The following is an 18,583-nucleotide window of genomic DNA, read 5'->3' as shown; positions in this document are numbered from 1 at the left end:
TGTCCCGGTCCTCAGGGGGGTCACGGGCTCTTGTCCTGCGTGCCCGCCGGGGCCGGGGTCTGCCCGGCCGGTCCGGTGGCCGGGACCCGGTCGGCGGGGTGGTGGCCGGTTCGGGGGGCGGCGGCCACGGCCGGGGGCACGGCGGCCGGCCCGGCCGGGCCGCGCAGTGCGTTCAGCAGGACCCGGACGATCATGGAGGGGCGCATCAGCTGTTCGGGCCGGTCGAGCATCCCGGCGGCGCGCATGTATCCGCGGGTCACCGAGCGGTCGCGGGTCGCCGCCACCTGGACCATGGCCAGGTAGCGCTGGCCTATGCGCAGCTTGAGGTCGCGCTTGCCCTTGACGCCGTCGAAGCCGAGGTCGACGGTGCGCGTCATCTCCCAGGGCGGGTCGATGACGTCGCGTGCCAGGTCGCGGAAGTACTGGCGCGCGTCCGGGGTGGCGCCGGAGTGCAGGTGGCTGCGCAGGGTGAGGGCGGACAGCGCCGCGACCGTCATGCCCTGCGCGTAGACGGGGTTGAAGCAGGACACCGCGTCGCCGATGACCAGCAGGCCGGCCGGGAACCGGCCCATCCGCTCGTACCGGCGGCGTTGTGTGGTGGGGAAGCGGAAGGCGACCGGTTCGTCCAGCGGCTCGGCGTGTTGCAGCGCCTCGTGGATGTCGGGGACCGGCAGGCCCTTGACGAACTCGTAGAGCCCTTGCTGGTCTGTGGGCGGGTGGTCGCCGAGGATGCCGTAGACGGTCATCAGGGTCGTGTCGCCCTCGGTCTTGGTGAAGATGACGCCGCGTGGGACGTCGGGTGAGGCGACGGCGATGATCGCGAGGTCGCCGTCGTAGGGGTCGGCCTTCATCTTGTAGTTCTGGGTGACGTAGCCCAGCCCGATGTGGGTCCGCTCCTCCTCGACGCGCGGGTAGCCCATCTCCTCGAGCCATACCGGAGTGCGTGAGCCGCGCCCGGTCGCGTCGACCACGAGGTCGGCCGGGATCGTCTCGCCGGGTGTGCCGCTCCTTTGGACGGTGACCCCGGTCACCCGCGCGTGGTCGGTGGTGGCGGTCAGGCCCAGGATGTCGCAGCGTTCGAGGAAGCGGACGTTGGCGAGCTCGGCGGTGCGTTCGCGGATCCGGCGCTCCATCAGCGGCGCCGAAGCCGGCAGCGCGATGTAGCCGATGTCGGCGCGCTTGACCGGGCGGCCGCGGAAGTACCAGCGGACCGATCCGGAGTAGTCGCCGACGGGGGTGCCGTCCGCGATGAGGCGGTCGGTGATGCCGGGGTAGAGCTCTTCCATCACCACCCGGCCGCGCACGTGCATGGCGTTGATGTGCTTGCCCTGGGGGCGTCCGCGGCGCGGTCCGTCGATGCCGGTGACCGTGTCCCGGTCGATGACCACGACCTCGTCGTAGGCCTCGGCGAGCACCCGGGCCGCGAACAGCCCGGCGATGCTGCCGCCCAGCACGACGGCGCGGGTCGGGTCGCCGTCGGCCGCCGGCGGGGGGGTTTCCTGGGGCATCTTGCCCACCTCCTGGGAATCGTGCTGGGGATGTCGGGAGTCTGCGGTTGCGGGGTGTCCGGGGTCGTGGGGTACGGGACGGGCCGCCCAGGGGGAAAGGGGGGCCGGGCGGGTGGGCGGGGTGCCGGAGCGGAAGAGCTCCCGGACCTGCTACGCGCAGGTGTTCGCGTCGGGTGTCTCGGCGGGTACGGCCTTCGGGTCACGGCACCGCACCGGGGGGGCCGGGGCGGTCGAACCGGCGGCCCCGGCCGCTCCCCTCCGGGCCCTCGTGCCGGTGACGGACACGACGGCCGGCACGGCCGGCACCCCTCGCCCCCGGTCCGGCCGTTCCGTGCCGTCGCCAGGCCGGTGCCGCGTCACCGGCATCGCCCCTGGGCTTCACGATGTGGTCTGGGGCCGGGGTGGGGCATCTCCTGGATTGCGGGCCGGTCGCGGCCGGGGCCGGCCGGTGTGTGTCCCGAACGCGTGGAGTGAGCAGGAGTGGAGCCGCTGGACCGTCCTCGTGCGGTGGGCGGGCCCCGAGCTCGGTGGCGGTGGACCGGGCCCGGTGTGCCCGGACGACCCGTGACACAGCATTTACGAAGATGCCCGCCGGGGCCCGCAGGTCCGATGCTCTAGCTGCGTTCCACCCCAGCCGTGAGAGAGCCGAGGACAGGCATGTCTCAGAACAGCCAGCAGGCAGGCCTCCAGATGACCCCTCCGGAGGACCCCGACACCGACCAGCGGCCCGCGGCCCGTGCGGAACGGCCTTGGTGGAAGAAGTACTACCCGTGGTACGCCGTCGTGGGCGGGACCGTCCTGTTCAACCTGCTCTACTCCTTCCCCCACTACTTCGCCACGGACCCCGCCGTCTCCCGGAGCCAGCTCGACCCGGGCTTCCATCCGCATTTCGCGTTCCTGGTCGCGCACGTGGTCACCGGCAACCTGGCGCTGGTGACGATGATGCTCCAGGCCTGGCCCGACCTGCGCCGCAGGCGCCCCGCGGTCCACCGCACGGTGGGCCGGGTGTACGTGTTCGGCGCGGTGATCCCGACGACGCTCATCGTGCTGTTCGTGCTGGTCCCGCACCGCGCGAACCAAGGGAGCACCGGCCTGGCCTGCGGAGCGGTCCTGTGGCTGGGGACGACGCTGTACGCCTGGCGCAAGGCCCGTCAGGGCCGCTACGCCGAGCACCGGCGCTGGATGGTCTACAGCTTCTCGCTCGCGCTGTTCACGACCTACGGCCGCATCGTCGCCTGGATGATGCTGAACTGGGGCCTGCAGGTGAACATCCAGATCCTGATCGAGGCCACCAGCTGGGGCGTGTGGATCATGCACCTGCTGATCGCGCAGGCGTACCTGGAGTTCACGGCGCGCCGGCGTGACAGGACGCCGCACGCCGGGCGGCTGGACCCGGCGACCGGGGCGATCCGGCAGTAAGAGGCCCGTGCCCGGATCCCCGGCCGTCGAGGGTGGCCGGCCGGACCCTGTACGAAGGGGTGCCCCTGCCGGGCCGGTCCCCGAGGGCGGACCTGGGCGGGACAGGGCGGTGCGCGATCGGCAGGGCCTCTCGTCAGGGCATCCCTCCTGCGGCTCCTGCGGGGTCCGGGCCGTCCTCGGCGGGCCCTCGCGCAGGGCCCCTGGCCGACGCCGGGCTCGTCCCGCTCGTCGGCCTGGCCGGCCGCCGGGGCTTCCCGCCCCACTGTCCGAACACCTGCGTGCGACCGGTGCGGACCACCACGGCGGTGGCCGCGCGGGCTGCCGGGGCGGGCTGCGCGGGGCCGGGGGACACGCTGTTCGTCCGGCCCCGGGCACGGAGGGGTCTGAGGGCCGGACAAGGTCAGGCATCGCCGCGGGCCGGCACCGGGGGCCGGGGCCGGCCCGAAGCGTTCTGCCGGGAGGGCCGGCTTGCAGAAGGCCGCCGCACTCCCCCGCCCGGCCACGGTGATCACGGGGTACGTGGAGAGCGAAGCAGCAGGAGGGCCCGTGCCGGAAGATCAGCCCGGGGCCCGCGGCGGGCGACCTGCGCCACCGTCCGTGCGCCCGCGCCGGGAAACGCCGGCCCCGGTGCGGGCCCTTCCTCCGTCGCGCACGTGGCGGGGAACCGCCGGGCGGGAGGGGGCGCCGGCGCTGTGCCGCCCGTACGTTACGTCACCGGCGTCGCCCGGTCCGGGTGCGCTGCCCCTGCCGGGCCGGCCGGGAGGACACGGGCCGTCTCCCGCCCACCGGGCTGCACTTCGGCTCATCGGGAAGCGCCTCGCACGGGGCCTGCCACCTTCCGGGCCGGCAGCCGGCTCCCCCGGCCCCCCGCCTTCTCCCGGGCTTGTGCGGGGCAGCACCGAAGAGGGCGGAAGCAGAGCCCCCTGGGGGCCACGCCGTCACCACCACCGCGACGCCGCCGGGGCTGCGGCACGATCGCCCCTGCTCGACCCCGAATCGCTCGCCGCTTCGCACGGCTCCCGTGTCGGATTCCCGAAGCCCGCTCCGACTACCGGGTGACGGCGCCATGCGCGGGTGCCCCCCGCGGTGGCGAACGAGAAAGGATCTACATGAGTGACACGACTCAGGACACGGCCCCACTGGCCGGGCGCCGGCAGTGGCTGGGCCTGGCCGCCCTGTCCCTGCCGACGCTGCTGGTCGCCTTCGACATCGGTGTCCTGTTCCTCGCACTGCCCCATCTGAGCGCCGATCTGGGTGCGACCGGCACCCAGCAACTGTGGATCACCGATATCTACGGTTTCATGCTCGCCGGCTTCCTGATCACCATGGGTACGCTCGGCGACCGGATCGGCCGCCGCAAGCTCCTCATGATCGGCGCGAGCGCCTTTTCCGCCGCCTCGCTGCTCGCGGCGTTCTCGACCAGCCCACTCATGTTGATCATCGCCCGTGCCCTGCTGGGCATCGCCGCGGCCACGCTGTCGCCCTCGACACTCGCCCTGATCAGCAACATGTTCCGCAACCCCAAGCAGATGGGCACGGCCATCTCGCTGTGGGCCTTCTGCAACTTCAGTGGTGCCGCCCTGGGCCCCGTCATCGGCGGGGTCCTGCTGCAGCACTTCTGGTGGGGGTCGGTGTTCCTGATCAGCATCCCGGTCATGCTGCTCCTGCTGGTCGCCGGTCCGGTCCTGCTGCCCGAGTACCGCGACGCCGATGCCAAGCGCCTCGACCTGGTCAGCGTGGTGCTGTCGCTGGCCGCGATCCTGCCGGCGGTCTACGGCGTCAAGCAGCTGGCCGCCGGTGACGACAGCTCCCCGGTGGGGGCGTTCGTGGCCATCGCCGTCGGCGTCGCGTTCGGTGTCCTGTTCACCCGCCGGCAGCTGCGCCTGCCCAACCCGTTGCTCGACCTGCGGCTGTTCCGCAACATCAGGTTCAGCAGCTCCCTGCTGGCCATGTTGCTCGCCTCGGGAACACTGGCCGGACTGGGCCTGCTGACCAGCCAGTTCATCCAGAGCGTGCTCGGGCTGGAGCCGACCGAGGCCGGACTGTGGCAGGCCCCGACCGGCGTGGGCATCGCGGTCGGAGTCCTGGTCACACCGGTGATCGTCCGGCGGATCCAGTCGCGCACCGCGATTCTCGGCGGGCTCGTGCTGTGTGCCGTCGGCCTGGCCGTGCTCACCACGGTGACCACGACCAGCAGCGCCGCCCTGGTCTCACTGAGCGTGGCGCTGGTGGCCTTGGGTATCGCGCCGATGTTCATGCTCGGCACCAGTCTGGTCGTCGGGGCGGCCCCGCCCGAGAAGGCAGGGTCGGCGGCGTCGATGTCGGAGACCAGCAACCTCCTCGGCTCGACCCTGGGACTGGCCCTGCTCGGCAGCGTCGGCGGCGCGGTCTACCAGTCCGGGATGGCCGGCGCTCCGGTCGCCGAGGCCCGGCAGACGCTGGCCGAAGCGGTCTCCGCCGCCGCCGGACTCCCGGCCGCCCAGGCCCGGTCGCTGCTGGACATGGCCCGCAACGCCTTCACCGACGGGCTGAACGTGGTGGCCGTCACCGGCATCGTGGTCATCGCGGTCATCTTCGTCCTCGCGTGGATGACGCTGGGCCAGAAGGCGGCGCCGTCCGAGGACGTGGATCCGGTCGAACGCCCCCAGGCGGCCTGATCCCGGTGAGCGCTCCGCCCGGTGTCCGCCGCAGCGGCCCCACCGGGCGGAGCTCCGGATCGCTTCAGCCCGTGGTCGTGGGGGTGTTGACCTCACCGGTGCCGGCCGCGGGCACCGGCGGCCGGTGCGGCCGGGGGCCGGACCACCGGCGCATGACAGGCATCTCGACGAACCGGTGGAGCAGCCAGGCCAGGACGATGCTGACGGCCAGGCAGCCCAGCAGGAACAGCACCGCCGCCGGTGTACTCAACGACGTCCGGTCGAAGGCGCCGTACCCCATCCACTCTCCCTTGAACGCCGCCTGCGCCGAGTTCAGCACGTTGAGGTGGATCAGGAAGAACGCGTAGGAGATCTCGCCCAGCCAGACCAGCGGACGGCGGGCCAGTGGTGTTCCCCGGCCGGCGAGGTCGTCGGCGGCGGCCGCCGCGACGAGCAGCCCGAGCGGAAACGCGTAGGGCGCGGCGAACGACCAGAGCTGGGGCAGCCACAGCGCTCCCACGTACACCGCGAGGACGCCGAGCGCGGCCGGGCCCAGGCCGAGGCGGATCCACCGCCCGTTCAGGACGATGCGGGCGAAGAGGATACCGACGATGAACTCCAGGCAGCGCACCAGCGGGAACTGGTAGGCGAACCACATCTGCGGCCAGGAGAACTGGTCGTAGCCGGGGAACACGGGGGTGTCGGGCAGGAAGGCCTTCGACAGCAGCGGGACCGACAGGGCCAGCGCCGACACGGCGATGGCCCAGTACCAGAGGCGGTCGGCCCGGATCCTGTCGATTCCGAGGATCAGGAACGGGAACAGCAGGTAGAAGGCGATCTCCGCGGACAGCGACCACGTCACCCCGTTGACCGCGAAGATGAGGTTGTCCATGTCCGGCACCCAGGCGTTCACCAGGAAGAGGTTGGCCGTGGCGGGCCCGGCCGCGATCGTGGTACCGGATACGGCCAGCATGGCGACGACGATCAGCCAGACCACGGCGTGGTTCGGGAAGATCTTGACGAATCGCCGGCGCCAGAACCTGCCCATCGTGTCGGCCGGCTTCACCGCCCAGGTCAGGACGAACCCGCTGAGTACGAAGAAGAACGAGACGCCGACTCCGCCGGCACTGCTGGTGACGAAGGTGTACGCCTCCTGCACCGAGGTGTCGTTGAATATGCCCAGGTAGTGCGCGTGGAAGACGAAGACCAGGAGCGCGGCGACGAACCGTAACGCGGTCAGGGAAGGAAGTCTGCCCGCTCTGGCTGCCGTTGCCTCTGTCATACGTACCTGCCTCGTCGTCGCAAGGGCCGGGAGAGAGCCCCGACCGGTCCCGGAAGTGGATTGTCCGGGCTGCGCCACGGTACGGCGTCTTCCAGAGTGCGGTGTTGCCCTGCCCGTTCTTCCCGCGTGCCGGGTCGCTGCGGTCCGCCCGGGGCGGCGAAGTCGGGCCGGCCGGGCGGCGATCGGCCCGGTGGCGGGTGCCCGGGGGGCGGGCGGGGTCCGGGCGCCGGTCAGTACGTCACGACGGCCCGGAAGCGGACGTCTCCCCTGGCCGCCTTGTCGACGGCGTCCGCGACCCTGTCCATCGGGAAGATCTCGGTCATCGGGGTCACCGCGCCCTGGGCGACCAGGTCGAGGGCCTCGGTCAGATACCGCAGCCCGTGGTGGGTGGCGCCCAGCACGCGCTGGCCCCGCGCCCAGAACGGTGTGGTGGGGCCGATGGCGAACGAACCCGACGGGTCGATGGTGGCCAGCACGATCCGCCCGCCGGCCCGCAGTCCCTGGAGTGCGTCGGTGGCGGCCTCGTAGGACGTGCCGGTCACCAGGACGACGTCGGCGCCGCCGGCCTCACGCAGTTCCTCCCCGTCACGGACGACGAGGTCGGCGCCCAGGCGCGCGGAGAGTTCGTGCTTGTCCGGCGAGCGGGTGATGGCGACGGTCTCGAACCCGCAGGCCCGGGAGTACTGCACCGCCATGTGCCCCAGCCCCCCGATGCCGAGGACGGCGATCCGCTCGTGCGGCTGCGGTTCGCTCACGCGCAGCGCGCTCCAGGCCGTGTAGCCGGCGCAGAGAACGGGTGCGGCTGTCGTGTAGTCGATCGCGTCGGGGAGCAGCACGGTGCTCGCGGCGGCGACGCAGAGGTACTGGGCGTGGCCTCCTTGGACGGTCAGACCGGTCATCACCGGTGCGGCGCACATCATGCCGGACTGGCCGGTCAGCGGCAGGTTGCGCCGGCAGTAGGAGCATCGGCCGCAGGCGGCCTGGACCCAGGTGGTGCCGACCCGGTCGCCCACCTGGCGGGTCGTGGTGCCGGGGCCCAGTTCGACCACCTCGCCCGCTGCCTCGTGTCCGGTGATCGCCGGTCGGCATGCCGGGAAGGGGAAGACGCCCTGGGAGACCCAGATGTCGTTGTGGCAGAGCCCGCACGCGTGCACCTTGATGAGCACTTCGCCGGGGCCCGGCCGGGGGGTCGCGACTTCCTGGATCTCCCACCGGGCGTTGATCGCGGGGATGACGGCTGCTTTCATGGCGTGCACTCTCCGGCTTCGGACGTTCGGGAAGGCTGCGTGGGCCGTTCCGGGTGGAAGGGGTCCTGGGGCTCGTTGCCGCCGGGATCGCTGTCGGTGGGGTGCGGATGAGGGGGTGCGGAGTGTGGTCCGGGCTTCCTGCCGCGCCGGGGGTGATGCGGTGGTGGCCGCTGTGGCTTGGGCGGGCGGGGGCTGTGTCTGCTCCGGCCGGGTTGATGCCGTCGGGCGGGCGGGGCGGGCTCCTGGCACGGGGCAGCCGTCGGGTGTGCGGGGGCGTGAAGTGCTTGCGTGTCCGGTGAGTTCGGCCCGGCGTCAGCCTCACAGCCGGTCAGGTGTGCGGCATCTTCCGGATTGCTCTTGACGCGGTGCGCCTGTTCCGGGTCCGCGCGGGTGCTTCAGTGGGGGGTGGTCGGTGAAGGACTTTTTCCGGTGGCGTACGCCCGCGGGTGCGGCGGCCGGCGGTGCGTGAGCAGGATGCGAGGGGCCGGCCGCTGCGGGGGGCGAGGGGTGAGCGCTTCGGGGGCCGTGTGGCGTGGCGGGGGTGGCAGGGGGTCGGGCCGCGCGGGGTTGCATCCGGTGTGACGCGTGGGGCCGTCGTCGTGGACCGCGTCCGGTTCGCCGGCGTGCCCGGGGCCGCGGCGCGCGGTGGGTGTGCGGGGGGTGCGTGCACGGCCGGGTGGCCGGGGCGGACAGGTGCTTGCTCGTGTCCGGGGTCGCGGGGGCACGGGTCCGTGCCCCGCAATTCAGGAGATGTCACGCACACCGGTGCCTGCGACGGTGATCCAGGACTCCGGTCACCGGGCGTCCGCGCATCCCCGCTGTCGTCGCTTCCCTAGGAGAATCTGTGGACACCACCGAGCTTGCGACCTCGCCGAGCCGCGCCGATCTTGTCGCCCGCGCGGCGCAGTTGGTGCCGACGCTCCGCGAGAACGCGTTCTGGGCCGAGGAGAACCGCCAGTTGCACGAGGGCACCGTCAAGGCGATGGCGGAGGCGGGTCTGCTGCGCACCCGGCTCCCTGCCCGCCTGGGCGGTTACGAGTCCGATATGAGGACTCAGGTGGAGGTGCTGGCGGAACTGGCCCGGGGAGACGGGTCCGCGTCGTGGACCGCCGGCGTGTGGTCCATCAGCGCGTGGGTCGCCGGGCTCTTCCCCGACGCGGTGCAGGACGAGGTGTTCGCCTCTCCGGACGACCTGGTGAGCGGCATCATCAGCCCGACGGCCATGGCGGTGCCGGCGAAGGGCGGCATCGTCGTCAACGGCAGGTGGGCGTTCAACAGCGGTGCCAAGCACAGCAAGTGGAACACCAACGCGGCGGTGCTGGCCATGGAGGACGGCAGTTTCCAGCCGGTCATGACCCTGATTCCGCTGGCTTCGCTGGAGATCGACGACGACTGGCACACCGCCGGCCTGCGTGGTTCGGGCAGTGTCAGTACCGTCGCCCACGAGGTCTTCGTGCCGGAGGGCTGGTACATCCCGTTGGGCGGCATCCTCGAGGGGCACGGCGGTCATGGCAGCAACGCCGACGCGCTGATCCACCGGGCGCCGATCATGCCGACGGCGTGCGCCACGGTCAGCGCGACCGCGCTGGGTCTGGCCAAGGGCGCCAAGGACGTGTTCTTCGAGCGGCTGCCCGGCCGGAAGATCACGTACACCGAGTACACCGACCAGAGTCAGGCTCCGCTCACCCACCTCCAGGTCGCCGAGGCGGCGGTCAAGATCGACGAGACCGAGTTCCACGTGTACCGCATCGCCGACCTCGTGGACGCCAAGAACGCCTCCGACGAGCCGTGGACGCTGGAGGAACGGGCCCGCGTGCGGCTCGACACGGGTGCGGCGTGCCTGCGGGCGAAGGAGGCCGTCGACATCCTGAACACGGCCAGTGGCGCCTCCTCGGTCTACACCCACGTGCCCATCCAGCGCATCGAGCGCGACGTCCAGACGCTGAACCTCCACGCCGTCATGCATCCGAACACCAATCTGGAGCTGTACGGGCGCATCATGTGCGGGCTGGCCCCCAACACCCAGTACCTCTGAGCGTTCCGCTCCTGGTGGGCGGGCCGGGGGCCGGGGCGGTGGCTGTTGCCGCGCTCCGGCCCCCGGCGCTTCGTGCCGGGTGTGCCGGTCCCCCGGCCGGCCCCGGCGTCGTACGGCCGTGGCCCACGCAGGGCGCCCGGGTGTGTCGGCGCACATGTGTGGTGGGCCTCGCGTCGCGGTGGGTCGTCCGCACGGTTGGTGCGACGGGACGTCGCCGCCGGCGAGGTTCACGGGAATGCGGGTGGGAAGGCCGGTGCGCGCCGCGGGCAGGAAGCGCCCGTTCCGGTCGTCTCCGCTCCGGACGACCTGGCGAGGGACCGGTGGCAGCGGCCGGGGCGCGGGCTCCTGGTGGACGGCGGCAGGCAGGGCCGCGGCCTCGTCTGCCGGGTGAGGTTTTTTCATGGGCCGCTCCGGCCGCCCCCGTCCGGGGAGCTCGCGGACCGGAGGGGCGTGTTCCACGACCGGGTGCAGTGCCCTCGTCGGGTCAGGTCTTCGGCTGCCCGCTCCGTACCTTCCTGTTCCTCCACCGCCCGGTTGCCGGTTTCCCGTCTCGGGGAGCGGGCCCGCAGGCGGTGCGGGACTCCGGTGCCCGTCCGGTGGGAGCACGTTCCGAGAAGGGCCGATCCGCACCCGGATTCTTTTCGCGCCCTTTTCCTTCTCCGGTACGCAGTCCGCCTTTTAGCGCCGGTCCGGTTCTGTCCCTCGGTGCGACGGCATCGTGGGAGTTGTCCCGGTGCGAAGAAATTTGCCACGCTGTCGCGGACCGGGAAACACGCGTAGCAGAGGGAGATGACAATGCCGAACACGAGTGGCTCCGCCTCTACCGATCAGGCAGGTGCGGCGGCAGTTCCGCAGCGGATTGTCGCGGCGTGGGCGAGTCATGACGCGAGGAAGTTCGCCGAGGTGTTCACCGAGAAGGGCACGATGATTCTGCCCGGGGTTTTCAAGAAGGGCCGGGAGGCCGTCGCGGAGTTCATGACGGAAGCATTCGCCGGCCCTTACAAGGGGACGCGCGTGACGGGTGAGCCGATTTCGGTCGAGTTCCTCAGCCCGGATTCCGCGGTCCTTGTGACGGCGGGAGGTGTTCTGCTGCCCGGCGAGGAGGAGGTGTCGGCGGAGCGCTCCGTCCGGGCGACCTGGGTGGTCGTCAGGGAGGGAACCGGGTGGCGGCTCGCCGCCTACCAGAACACTCCGGTCGGCTGAGTCCGCTCCACGGGAAGGGCCGGGGGCCGGGGCGGACAGCCCCGGCCCCCGGCCCTTCCCGTCACCGCCGCCGCCGGGTCATCCGGGCACCTCGGTGAACTGTCCCGGACGGCGGCCGGGGCCCGCCGGGCCGCGGTACGCCTGGGCGATGTCGAGCCACCGGTCGCTCTCGGGTCCGCCGGCGGTCAGTGCCAGGTCCGCACGGTGGCGCCGCCGGGTGGTGAGCAGGCACAGGTCCACCGCCGGGCCCTCGATGAGTTCACGTGCTCCCTCGGGCCCCATCTCCCGTACGGCCCCCGAGGGCGCCGTCAGGCGGAAGCGGAAACCGGTCGGCGGTGCTGTCAGCTCACGCGACTGGTAGCCGAAATCCCAGGTGGCGATCGCGAACTGGGCGATGTGGAGGACCCGGTCGGTGTACGTCCGCCGCACACCCAGGGCGTCCGCCACGTCCTGGCCGTGCGCGAAGGTCTCCATCATTCCGGCCGCGGTGAGTACCGCGGCGGGGATGGGACGCACCAGCCACGGAACGATCTGCTGCGGACCGACCGCGAACAGCGCCTGTTCGGTGGCGGCACGCTGGGCGCGCCAGCGGGCCAGCAGCCGGGCGGGGCCTTCGGCCAGGTAGGGGCGCAGTCCCTGCTGGACCGCCGCGTCGAAGGACGGGCCGAGCCCGGCGACCTTGGCCTCGAAGGCCGGGGCGTCGGCGGCGGCTTTCTCCGCCAGTTCGAAGACCATGGCCAGATGGGCGATCTGGTGGGCTATCGTCCATCCTTCGGCGGGGGTCGGTGTGTCCCATTCGGCGTCGCTCAACTCCGCGACCAGAGCATCGATCTCCTCCCCTTCATCGACCAGATCTGCCAGGACGTTTCCGTTGTTCGCCATGTGGAATTCCCTCCACTCGTTGCGGATATGCTCCGGCACCCAGTGTGTGGCAGGCCGCCGTTCGGGCCTTCTCTCCCGCTGCTCACCCAGGACTGCCGTGGTGACGGTTTCGAAGCCGGCCAGGAACCGCATCGTGGAGGAAGTGGAGGCTGGGTGCGCCGCATAGCATCAGCGTTCATGGATGACGGAACGCCCGGAGTGCACTGTGGAACTACAGAAACTCCGTCGAGGTGACCGGGAAGGGCGTGGCGAATCCGTCCCGTTCACGCCGGAGCCGTTCACCCTTCGAGTTCCCGCTACGGGATCCGCGGGTGAACGGTGTGCGCTGTCGCAGGGTGCTCGTCCTGGAAATCGTCTCGCGGTTCGCTCCGGGGAATGGTGCGCGCCGGTGCGGGATCCGCCGTCGCGGGACCGGGGCGCGCCTCGGTCCCGCGGCCGGTGACGGGTGCGCGGGGATCACCTACTGGCTCTCCACGCGCCAAAGTTCGTCGGCCGGCCTGTCGGGCCCCGGGCGGGGCGTGTGGCCCCGGGGCGGGTCACGGGCGGGCCCGCCGCCCGGCGCTGTCCCGGCACCGGGCCCAGGAGCGCGGGATCGCCGATCCGCAAGGTGCTCGTTCGGTGGTGCGGGGGCACCCGCGCCTGGGGTGCCCGGTCTTCTCCCGTGGGGTGGGGGGCCGGGTCGAGGACGCCGCCGTCCCGGAGCGGGGCGCCCGGAGCCGTGTACGGGCGTCGGTCCGTCCGCCGGCGCCTCCTGGGACGCCCCTCGGCGCCCGGGGCAGCGGCGCTGTCGCGGCCCCGGGCCACAAGGCCTTCCCGGCCTGCCGGGAGCTCCGCGCCGGGAGGGTGCGCTGCGGCGTGTGCGGCCTCGGGCCCGGCGGCGCGGGCGGCCGAGTCACCCGCGCCGGGGCCGCCGGGCCGGGCGGGGTCGGTGGTCGTGGCGGCCGGCTCCCGGCGTCCCGTCCGGCTGCCGCGGGCCGGTCGCCGCGCCCCGGGCTGCCGGCGTGGAGCGGTGCCCGGGCGGCCGGAGGGACCCGGACGTCCTCGGGGGCCGGCGGCGGACCGGGGGCGCCGTGGGAGAGGGAAGGGATCGCGGGGTTCGGGCGGCGGGCACCGACCGGGCAACGGCGGGCAACGGGCGGGCATCTGACGTGGTGACTGGTCCGCCCGGTGCAACGTGGTGTGCCCCAAGTCGGCTACTCCGTAAGGCCGTTGTTCGTCGCCTTGGGCGGCACGGTGCCGGTGCTCGCCGTCCGGTCATAGCGGTTGCCTCTGAACGGACGGATAAGCCGGGAAGGATTGTTCTGCAGGCAAATTAGCTGCGCCGATAGTCCATGACACAGACGCCCGTAACATCTCCGATGTTGCTGTTTCAAGGCACTCCGGCGGGCGGGTAAATATTCCCATGGCGTATGCATTCGAAACATAAAACATATGCTTGTTCGCATGTGAGACGTACTGCTAATGTTTCTTTTCGCTGTGAGCGTTCCAGGCCGTCCGTCCGTTCGGTGGCCCCATGACCCCGAATTCAACCGGCCTGATCGCCTTCTCACTGCCCTGGGAGGGTAAATGGAGAGCGGAACAAGCGCGGTGCCCACTATTGTCGAGGCCGTCGAGCGATCCATCGAGACCATGCGACAGAACCTCTCGGAGCCGCTGAGCATCGACGATATAGCCGGGTTCGCCATGTACAGCAAGTTTCATTTCTCCCGCGAATTTCAGAGGGTGACAGGCGTCTCACCAGGTCGTTTCCTGTCCGCGATGCGCATCCGGGAGGCGAAGAGGCTGCTGCTGACGACCGATCTCACTGTCACCGCCATCAGTCATATGGTCGGGTACAGCAGTGTGGGAACCTTCAGCTCACGATTTTCCGGCAGCGTCGGAATAGCCCCCTCCACCTATCGGAGATTAAATGGTTTCGTTCATTCGGTAAAAGTTGCCGGAAAGCGGGGCTCCGGGGGGACGGTATACGGTTCGGTCACCGCACCCGAAGGCGCGGACCTGGGGCTGATATTCCTTGGGATTTTCCCCACGCGGGTACCCGAGGGCAAGCCGGTGAGTTGCACCGTTCTTCCTTTCCCCGGACCGTTCGAAATCACAGATGTTCCGGCGGGGACATGGTTTTTGCTTGGGCATTCCGTTCCGGGGCATGCCTGCGAGGCCCTGACGGAGGAACAAGCGGTCCATGTCGGTTCCCTCGGCCCTCTGGAAGTACGCCGGGACGCACCGCTCGGCCCGACCGATTTCAGGCTGCGGGGGATGAGGATTCTCGATCCCCCGATCCTGGTGGCACTGCAGCGTGTGCGGTCGGAGGCGTTCGAGGCGGACGCCGTTCGGGCAGCCGGATGATCCGGCGCCGCGGTGGGGCGACGGCCCCGCCGCCGCGGTCTGCGCCCCGTACGGCCCTCGCCGGCGCCCCGCCCCGCCTCCCCCGAGCGGGAGCACCGGCTGTGCCGCCGGCCGGGGGCCCGGCACCCGGGGCGGGCGCCGCCCGCACCGGAGCAGCGGCTGGGTGAGCACCGCCTTGGTGGGCCCCGGGCCGCTGCCCGCCGTGTGCGGTCCGGCGCGCCGGGCCCGGGGCTCTCGGTCCGCGCTGCGGTTCACCGGCCCGCGCCCGGTGGGGGCGCGGGGCCGCGGTCCGGCCGCCTCCCCGTCGACGGGACCCGTCCGCCGGGCGGTCCGCCGGGGAGGCGGCCCGGCCTCTCGCTGATCAGGGCCGCGTCCCGCCGCGGCCCTGCGGGTCCCCGCCGCGTGCCGGGCGGTGTGGGCGACCGACGGTTCCCCGGCACGGAGGGCTCCGGCGGGAGAGCGGGCGGGTTCCCGCCGGAGCCGGTCCTGACGCCGGCCGGGAGCGGGTACGCGCTCGTGCGCCGGCGCCCGGCGTCCGTCGAGGGCGCGCACCGGGTCCGGGCGGTCACGGCGTGCCCCGTGGCGGGCGTGGGTGCGCCGGCATGTCCGGGATGCGTGGGTGCGGGCCGGCGCGGTCGTGCGGGTCTTCGCGCGGTATCCGTACGCCGGGTGCGCCCCGGTCGGCATTCTCCTTTCGCCCGCGGGAATCTCCTCCGGATTGCGTGAGACAGGGCGTACTCCCGTGAGGCCCGGGGGGCCGAGGTGGCTTTTCCCGGCCACCGGCAGTACCGCGGCTCCACGTTCTCTCTCTGCCGCGCGGTGAATGGGAACAGGCGGCCGGCGGGCGCCGGGCTTTGCGATCCGCCACCGGGTGTGCGGGCGTGGCCTCCGGGGGGCGGAGCGGGGTCGCGCTCGTGGCCGTTCGCATATGTGCGCCCATCCGGCGCGGGTCGTCCGCCGCCATGCGGTCAGGAGTTCGGTCGTGGCGCCGGACACGATGCGGCGGCCCCGGGCCGCCGGCCGGTTCGGTCATTGGGGAAATGGCGCACCGCTCCCCCGGGTTCGATGACAAAATCCCGGGCCTTGGGCTTTTCGGGGGGCAGGTGGTGAGAACTCATGGACCGGCCGGGTGGGCACTGTTCGCATCGTCGCGGGGGGAGGTTCCCTTTTCCGCGGTGCGGCTTCTGCTTCTGCTTCCGGGTTCCGGTCCGTGCCGGCGGGTGGGGCCGGCGAGCTGGGCGGCGCCGGGCGGGAGAACCTGCAGCTCACCTGCCCGGCTTGTCGCGGGCAGAGCTTAGGGGAAAGCTTTTGGGTGAACTCCCGGTGGTGCGGCGGAATTCGCGGGGAGAAGCGCGCGGTGCCGTGCCGTGCGCATCGTTCCCTTGTGTCCGGTCTCCATTCCTCGGGTCCCCGGGCTTGTCCCGTATGAGGGGATCGGCTGCCGGACGGTCCTATCGGGTCTGCACCGTTGTGCACTGTGCATTGTGCACTGTGTGCATTGCCAGTCTGGCACCTGGGAGGTTACCGGCCGGTCACGCCCGCATGCCGAACGTCCGCGCGAGGTGAAATCGGCCGGTGCTGCCGGTCGTCATTAGCGGTGGATGAGGGCCGGGGCGGCCGCGGTGTCGATGTTTGCCGTGCGTGGTCTCTGGGCACGCGCAGGTATTTTCGGCGGGCCGACGACAGCAACGGCGGAGATGCCCGGCCGATCTCCCCGGCGGAGGATCTGTGCGGAGAGGTTCTCGACATGATGAGTCGCAGCCGATTCCATGCCGCTCCCCTGCGTCGAAATGGAGAAGGAATGCCGTCCATTCAACCGCTGCCGGATCAGGACACAGTCAGCACGCTGGAGGCCTTCGCCGACACCATAGTCCCCGGTGCGAAACGGCATGAGGGGGACCGGGCGGTGGCCGGCGTCGTAGCGGGCCCCGGGGCGGTGGCGGCGGGGGCCCTGGAACTGCTGCGGACCGAGGCCACCGGGTTGTCGGACGCCCTGGAGGACTTCGCCGATGCGCTCAACGCCCATGCGCGGCTGTACGGCGCCGCGGAACCGGACGAGGCGGACGCCGCGGTGCCGCCCTTCGTGGCCCTGTCCTACGCCGAGCGCACGCACCTGGTGACCGTCCTGACCGCTCCCGGACACCCCGAGCGCGACATCTGGGTCAGTCTCGCCCTGTTCAGCAACATGGCCTTCGACACCGGTGCCCATCTGCACACCGCGGACGCGATCGCCGCCGGGCACCCGGGCCTGGCCGCCCTGGGTTTCGCGCCGCCCTCCGAGGACGGGACATGGCGCTTCTCGGAGTTCTCCTACGGCCGTCCCCTGGCCCGTCTCCACCCCGACACCACACCCTCCGGGAGCCTGGCGTGAATGCGATCGAGCAGACCGATGTGCTGATCGTGGGCAGCGGATTCGGCGGGTCCATCACCGCGTACCACCTCGCCGCGGGCGGGGCGAAGGTCACGGTGCTGGAGAGGGGCCCGTGGCTGGAGTCCAACGACTTCGAGCACGACTTCCTCCTCGGTTCCTCCTACACCCGCATCTTCGACTTCACCGTCGGCGACGGCATGAGCCTGCTCGGAGGCAACTGTGTCGGCGGAGGCAGTGTCGTCTACTTCGCCGCGATGCCCCGCGCGCCCCGCTTCGTCTTCGACCGCACCGGAAGCATCGGGCGCCGCATGTGGCCGGCCTCGATCAGCCGCGATGTCCTCGACCCCTGGTACGACGTGGTGAGCGAGGCCCTTCCCATCACCACGCAGAGCTGGCAGGACGTCAGCTACGCCGGCGGTCTGTTCGCCGCGGCCTGCGACCACGCCGGCCGGACCGCCAACCCTGTGCCCACCGCGGTGGACAACTCCAAGTGCACGAACTGCAACTGGATGATGGCCGGCTGCCGCTTCGACGCCAAGCGCTCACTCCTGCTGAACTACCTTCCCGCCGCGCGCGCCCACGGGGCCGAGATCCGGCCGCTGCACGAGGTGCAGAAGCTCACCCGTACCGACAGCGGCGGCTACCGCGTCCACTACAACACCATCGACGACACGGACTACCGTCTGAGCAACGGCAGCGGTGTCATCGAGGCCAAGATCGTCATCCTGGCCGCCGGGGCGGGCGCCACCCCGGTCATCCTGCAGCGTTCGGCCGCCGATCTCGGCGGGATGCCGCATGCGGTGGGACGCTACTTCTCCGGTAACGGCGAGCGGCTCAACAACGCGGTGATCGACGAGGAACGCGCCCGCGACCTGCTGGGGCTGGACCGCGGTGACGGCACCGCCTACCTGGCCAACCAGATCGGCAAGGGGCCGGTCGTGGCGAGCTGGGACAACCTCGACGGCAACCTTCCCGAGCACTCCCGCTTCTCCCTGGAGCAGCTCTACTTCCCGCCGGGCTTCGGCACCATCCTCGCCCAGGTCCCCGGTGCGCGGAAACCCAGTTGGTTCGGTGCGGAGAAGACCGAGATGGTCCGGCGCTGGCGCTCGTGGCTGACCATCTTCACGATGGTCGAGGACGACAACGAGGGAGTCTTCGGGCCTCCCCCGCCGACCGGGAACGCCGTGCGGATCTCGCAGCAGATGCTCGGCCGTGGCCCGATCTCCTACCGGCCCAGCGCCAACACGCTGCGCGGCTGGGACGAGTCCGACGCGGTCGTCAAGGACATCCTGGAACGTGACGGGCTGGCGCGCGTGACGCCCTGGACCAACGACGTGGTGGGCGCCTACACCGTCCACCCGCTCGCCTCGTGCCGCATCGGCGACGACCCGCACACCTCCGCCCTGGACGACCGGCACGAACTGCGGGGCCATCCCGGCATCTTCGTGACGGACGGCTCCGCGGTGCCGGGGGCGCTCACCGTCAATCCCGCGCTCACCATCTCCGCGCTCGCCGAGCGCGCCGTTCCCGGGATCGTCCGGGCGGCCCGTGAGCGTGGGGTCGACGTCACCTACGGTGCCCCCACCCCCGACGGCAGTACCTCCGGGCGGGCGGGTGTGCGCCGGCAGCTGCCCCTGCTCACCCGGGAGTAGCG

Annotated in this window: 11 protein-coding genes; 7 read left to right on the top strand and 4 right to left on the bottom strand. The window is 71.7% G+C overall.

Annotated elements, in window-relative coordinates; translation table 11 throughout:
- Window positions 1-20: 20 nt before the first annotated feature.
- Window positions 21-1,508, bottom strand: a complete 1,488-nt coding sequence (locus tag BA175_RS06485) for an FAD-dependent oxidoreductase (protein ID WP_107407542.1) — start codon at window positions 1,506-1,508, stop codon at window positions 21-23.
- A gap of 657 nt (window positions 1,509-2,165) precedes the next feature.
- Between BA175_RS06485 and BA175_RS06480 the strand changes: the two genes are divergently transcribed.
- Both BA175_RS06480 and BA175_RS06475 read left to right on the top strand, forming a co-directional pair.
- Entirely contained in the window at window positions 2,166-2,927 is a 762-nt protein-coding gene (locus tag BA175_RS06480) for a DUF2306 domain-containing protein (protein WP_069170219.1), read from the top strand.
- A 1,109-nt stretch (window positions 2,928-4,036) separates the two neighbouring features.
- A complete protein-coding gene (locus tag BA175_RS06475; RefSeq protein WP_069170218.1) occupies window positions 4,037-5,584 on the top strand; it encodes an MFS transporter in 1,548 nt (515 codons plus the stop codon).
- Between the two features lie 64 nt (window positions 5,585-5,648).
- On the opposite strand, the gene BA175_RS06470 is transcribed toward BA175_RS06475, so the two are convergent.
- On the bottom strand, window positions 5,649-6,845 hold the full coding sequence (locus BA175_RS06470) for an acyltransferase family protein (RefSeq protein ID WP_069170217.1): 1,197 nt from the start codon (window positions 6,843-6,845) through the stop codon (window positions 5,649-5,651).
- Window positions 6,846-7,075: 230 nt separating this feature from the next.
- Window positions 7,076-8,092, bottom strand: a complete 1,017-nt coding sequence (locus tag BA175_RS06465; RefSeq protein ID WP_069170216.1) for an alcohol dehydrogenase catalytic domain-containing protein — start codon at window positions 8,090-8,092, stop codon at window positions 7,076-7,078.
- Between the two features lie 844 nt (window positions 8,093-8,936).
- Here BA175_RS06465 and BA175_RS06460 point away from each other — a divergent pair.
- Both BA175_RS06460 and BA175_RS06455 read left to right on the top strand, forming a co-directional pair.
- Window positions 8,937-10,127, top strand: a complete 1,191-nt coding sequence (locus tag BA175_RS06460; protein WP_069170215.1) for an acyl-CoA dehydrogenase family protein — start codon at window positions 8,937-8,939, stop codon at window positions 10,125-10,127.
- Window positions 10,128-10,922: 795 nt separating this feature from the next.
- Complete coding sequence (locus BA175_RS06455) at window positions 10,923-11,330, top strand: SgcJ/EcaC family oxidoreductase (RefSeq protein ID WP_069170214.1); 408 nt, start codon at window positions 10,923-10,925, stop codon at window positions 11,328-11,330.
- 78 nt (window positions 11,331-11,408) lie between these two features.
- Here the strand turns inward: BA175_RS06455 and BA175_RS06450 are convergent, their stop codons facing one another.
- Complete coding sequence (locus BA175_RS06450) at window positions 11,409-12,212, bottom strand: TIGR03084 family metal-binding protein (protein ID WP_069170213.1); 804 nt, start codon at window positions 12,210-12,212, stop codon at window positions 11,409-11,411.
- A 1,629-nt stretch (window positions 12,213-13,841) separates the two neighbouring features.
- Between BA175_RS06450 and BA175_RS06445 the strand changes: the two genes are divergently transcribed.
- The 3 genes from BA175_RS06445 to BA175_RS06435 all read left to right on the top strand — a co-directional run bounded on the left by BA175_RS06445 (window position 13,842) and on the right by BA175_RS06435 (window position 18,581).
- Window positions 13,842-14,558, top strand: coding sequence for a helix-turn-helix domain-containing protein (locus BA175_RS06445; protein ID WP_069170369.1), 717 nt, complete (start codon window positions 13,842-13,844; stop codon window positions 14,556-14,558).
- 1,801 nt (window positions 14,559-16,359) lie between these two features.
- Window positions 16,360-16,929 carry a DUF5987 family protein gene (locus BA175_RS06440; protein ID WP_069170212.1) on the top strand — a complete coding sequence of 190 codons (570 nt, stop codon included), beginning with the start codon at window positions 16,360-16,362 and terminating at the stop codon, window positions 16,927-16,929.
- Complete coding sequence (locus BA175_RS06435; protein WP_069170211.1) at window positions 16,926-18,581, top strand: FAD-dependent oxidoreductase; 1,656 nt, start codon at window positions 16,926-16,928, stop codon at window positions 18,579-18,581. Before BA175_RS06440 ends, BA175_RS06435 begins: the two co-directional genes overlap by 4 nt.
- Window positions 18,582-18,583 lie beyond the last annotated feature (2 nt).

Source organism: Streptomyces griseus, from assembly GCF_001715295.1.
Taxonomy (GTDB): domain Bacteria; phylum Actinomycetota; class Actinomycetes; order Streptomycetales; family Streptomycetaceae; genus Streptomyces; species Streptomyces griseus_G.
Note: the sequence above shows the minus strand (reverse complement) of the source record. Positions and strands in the feature narration are given on the sequence as shown.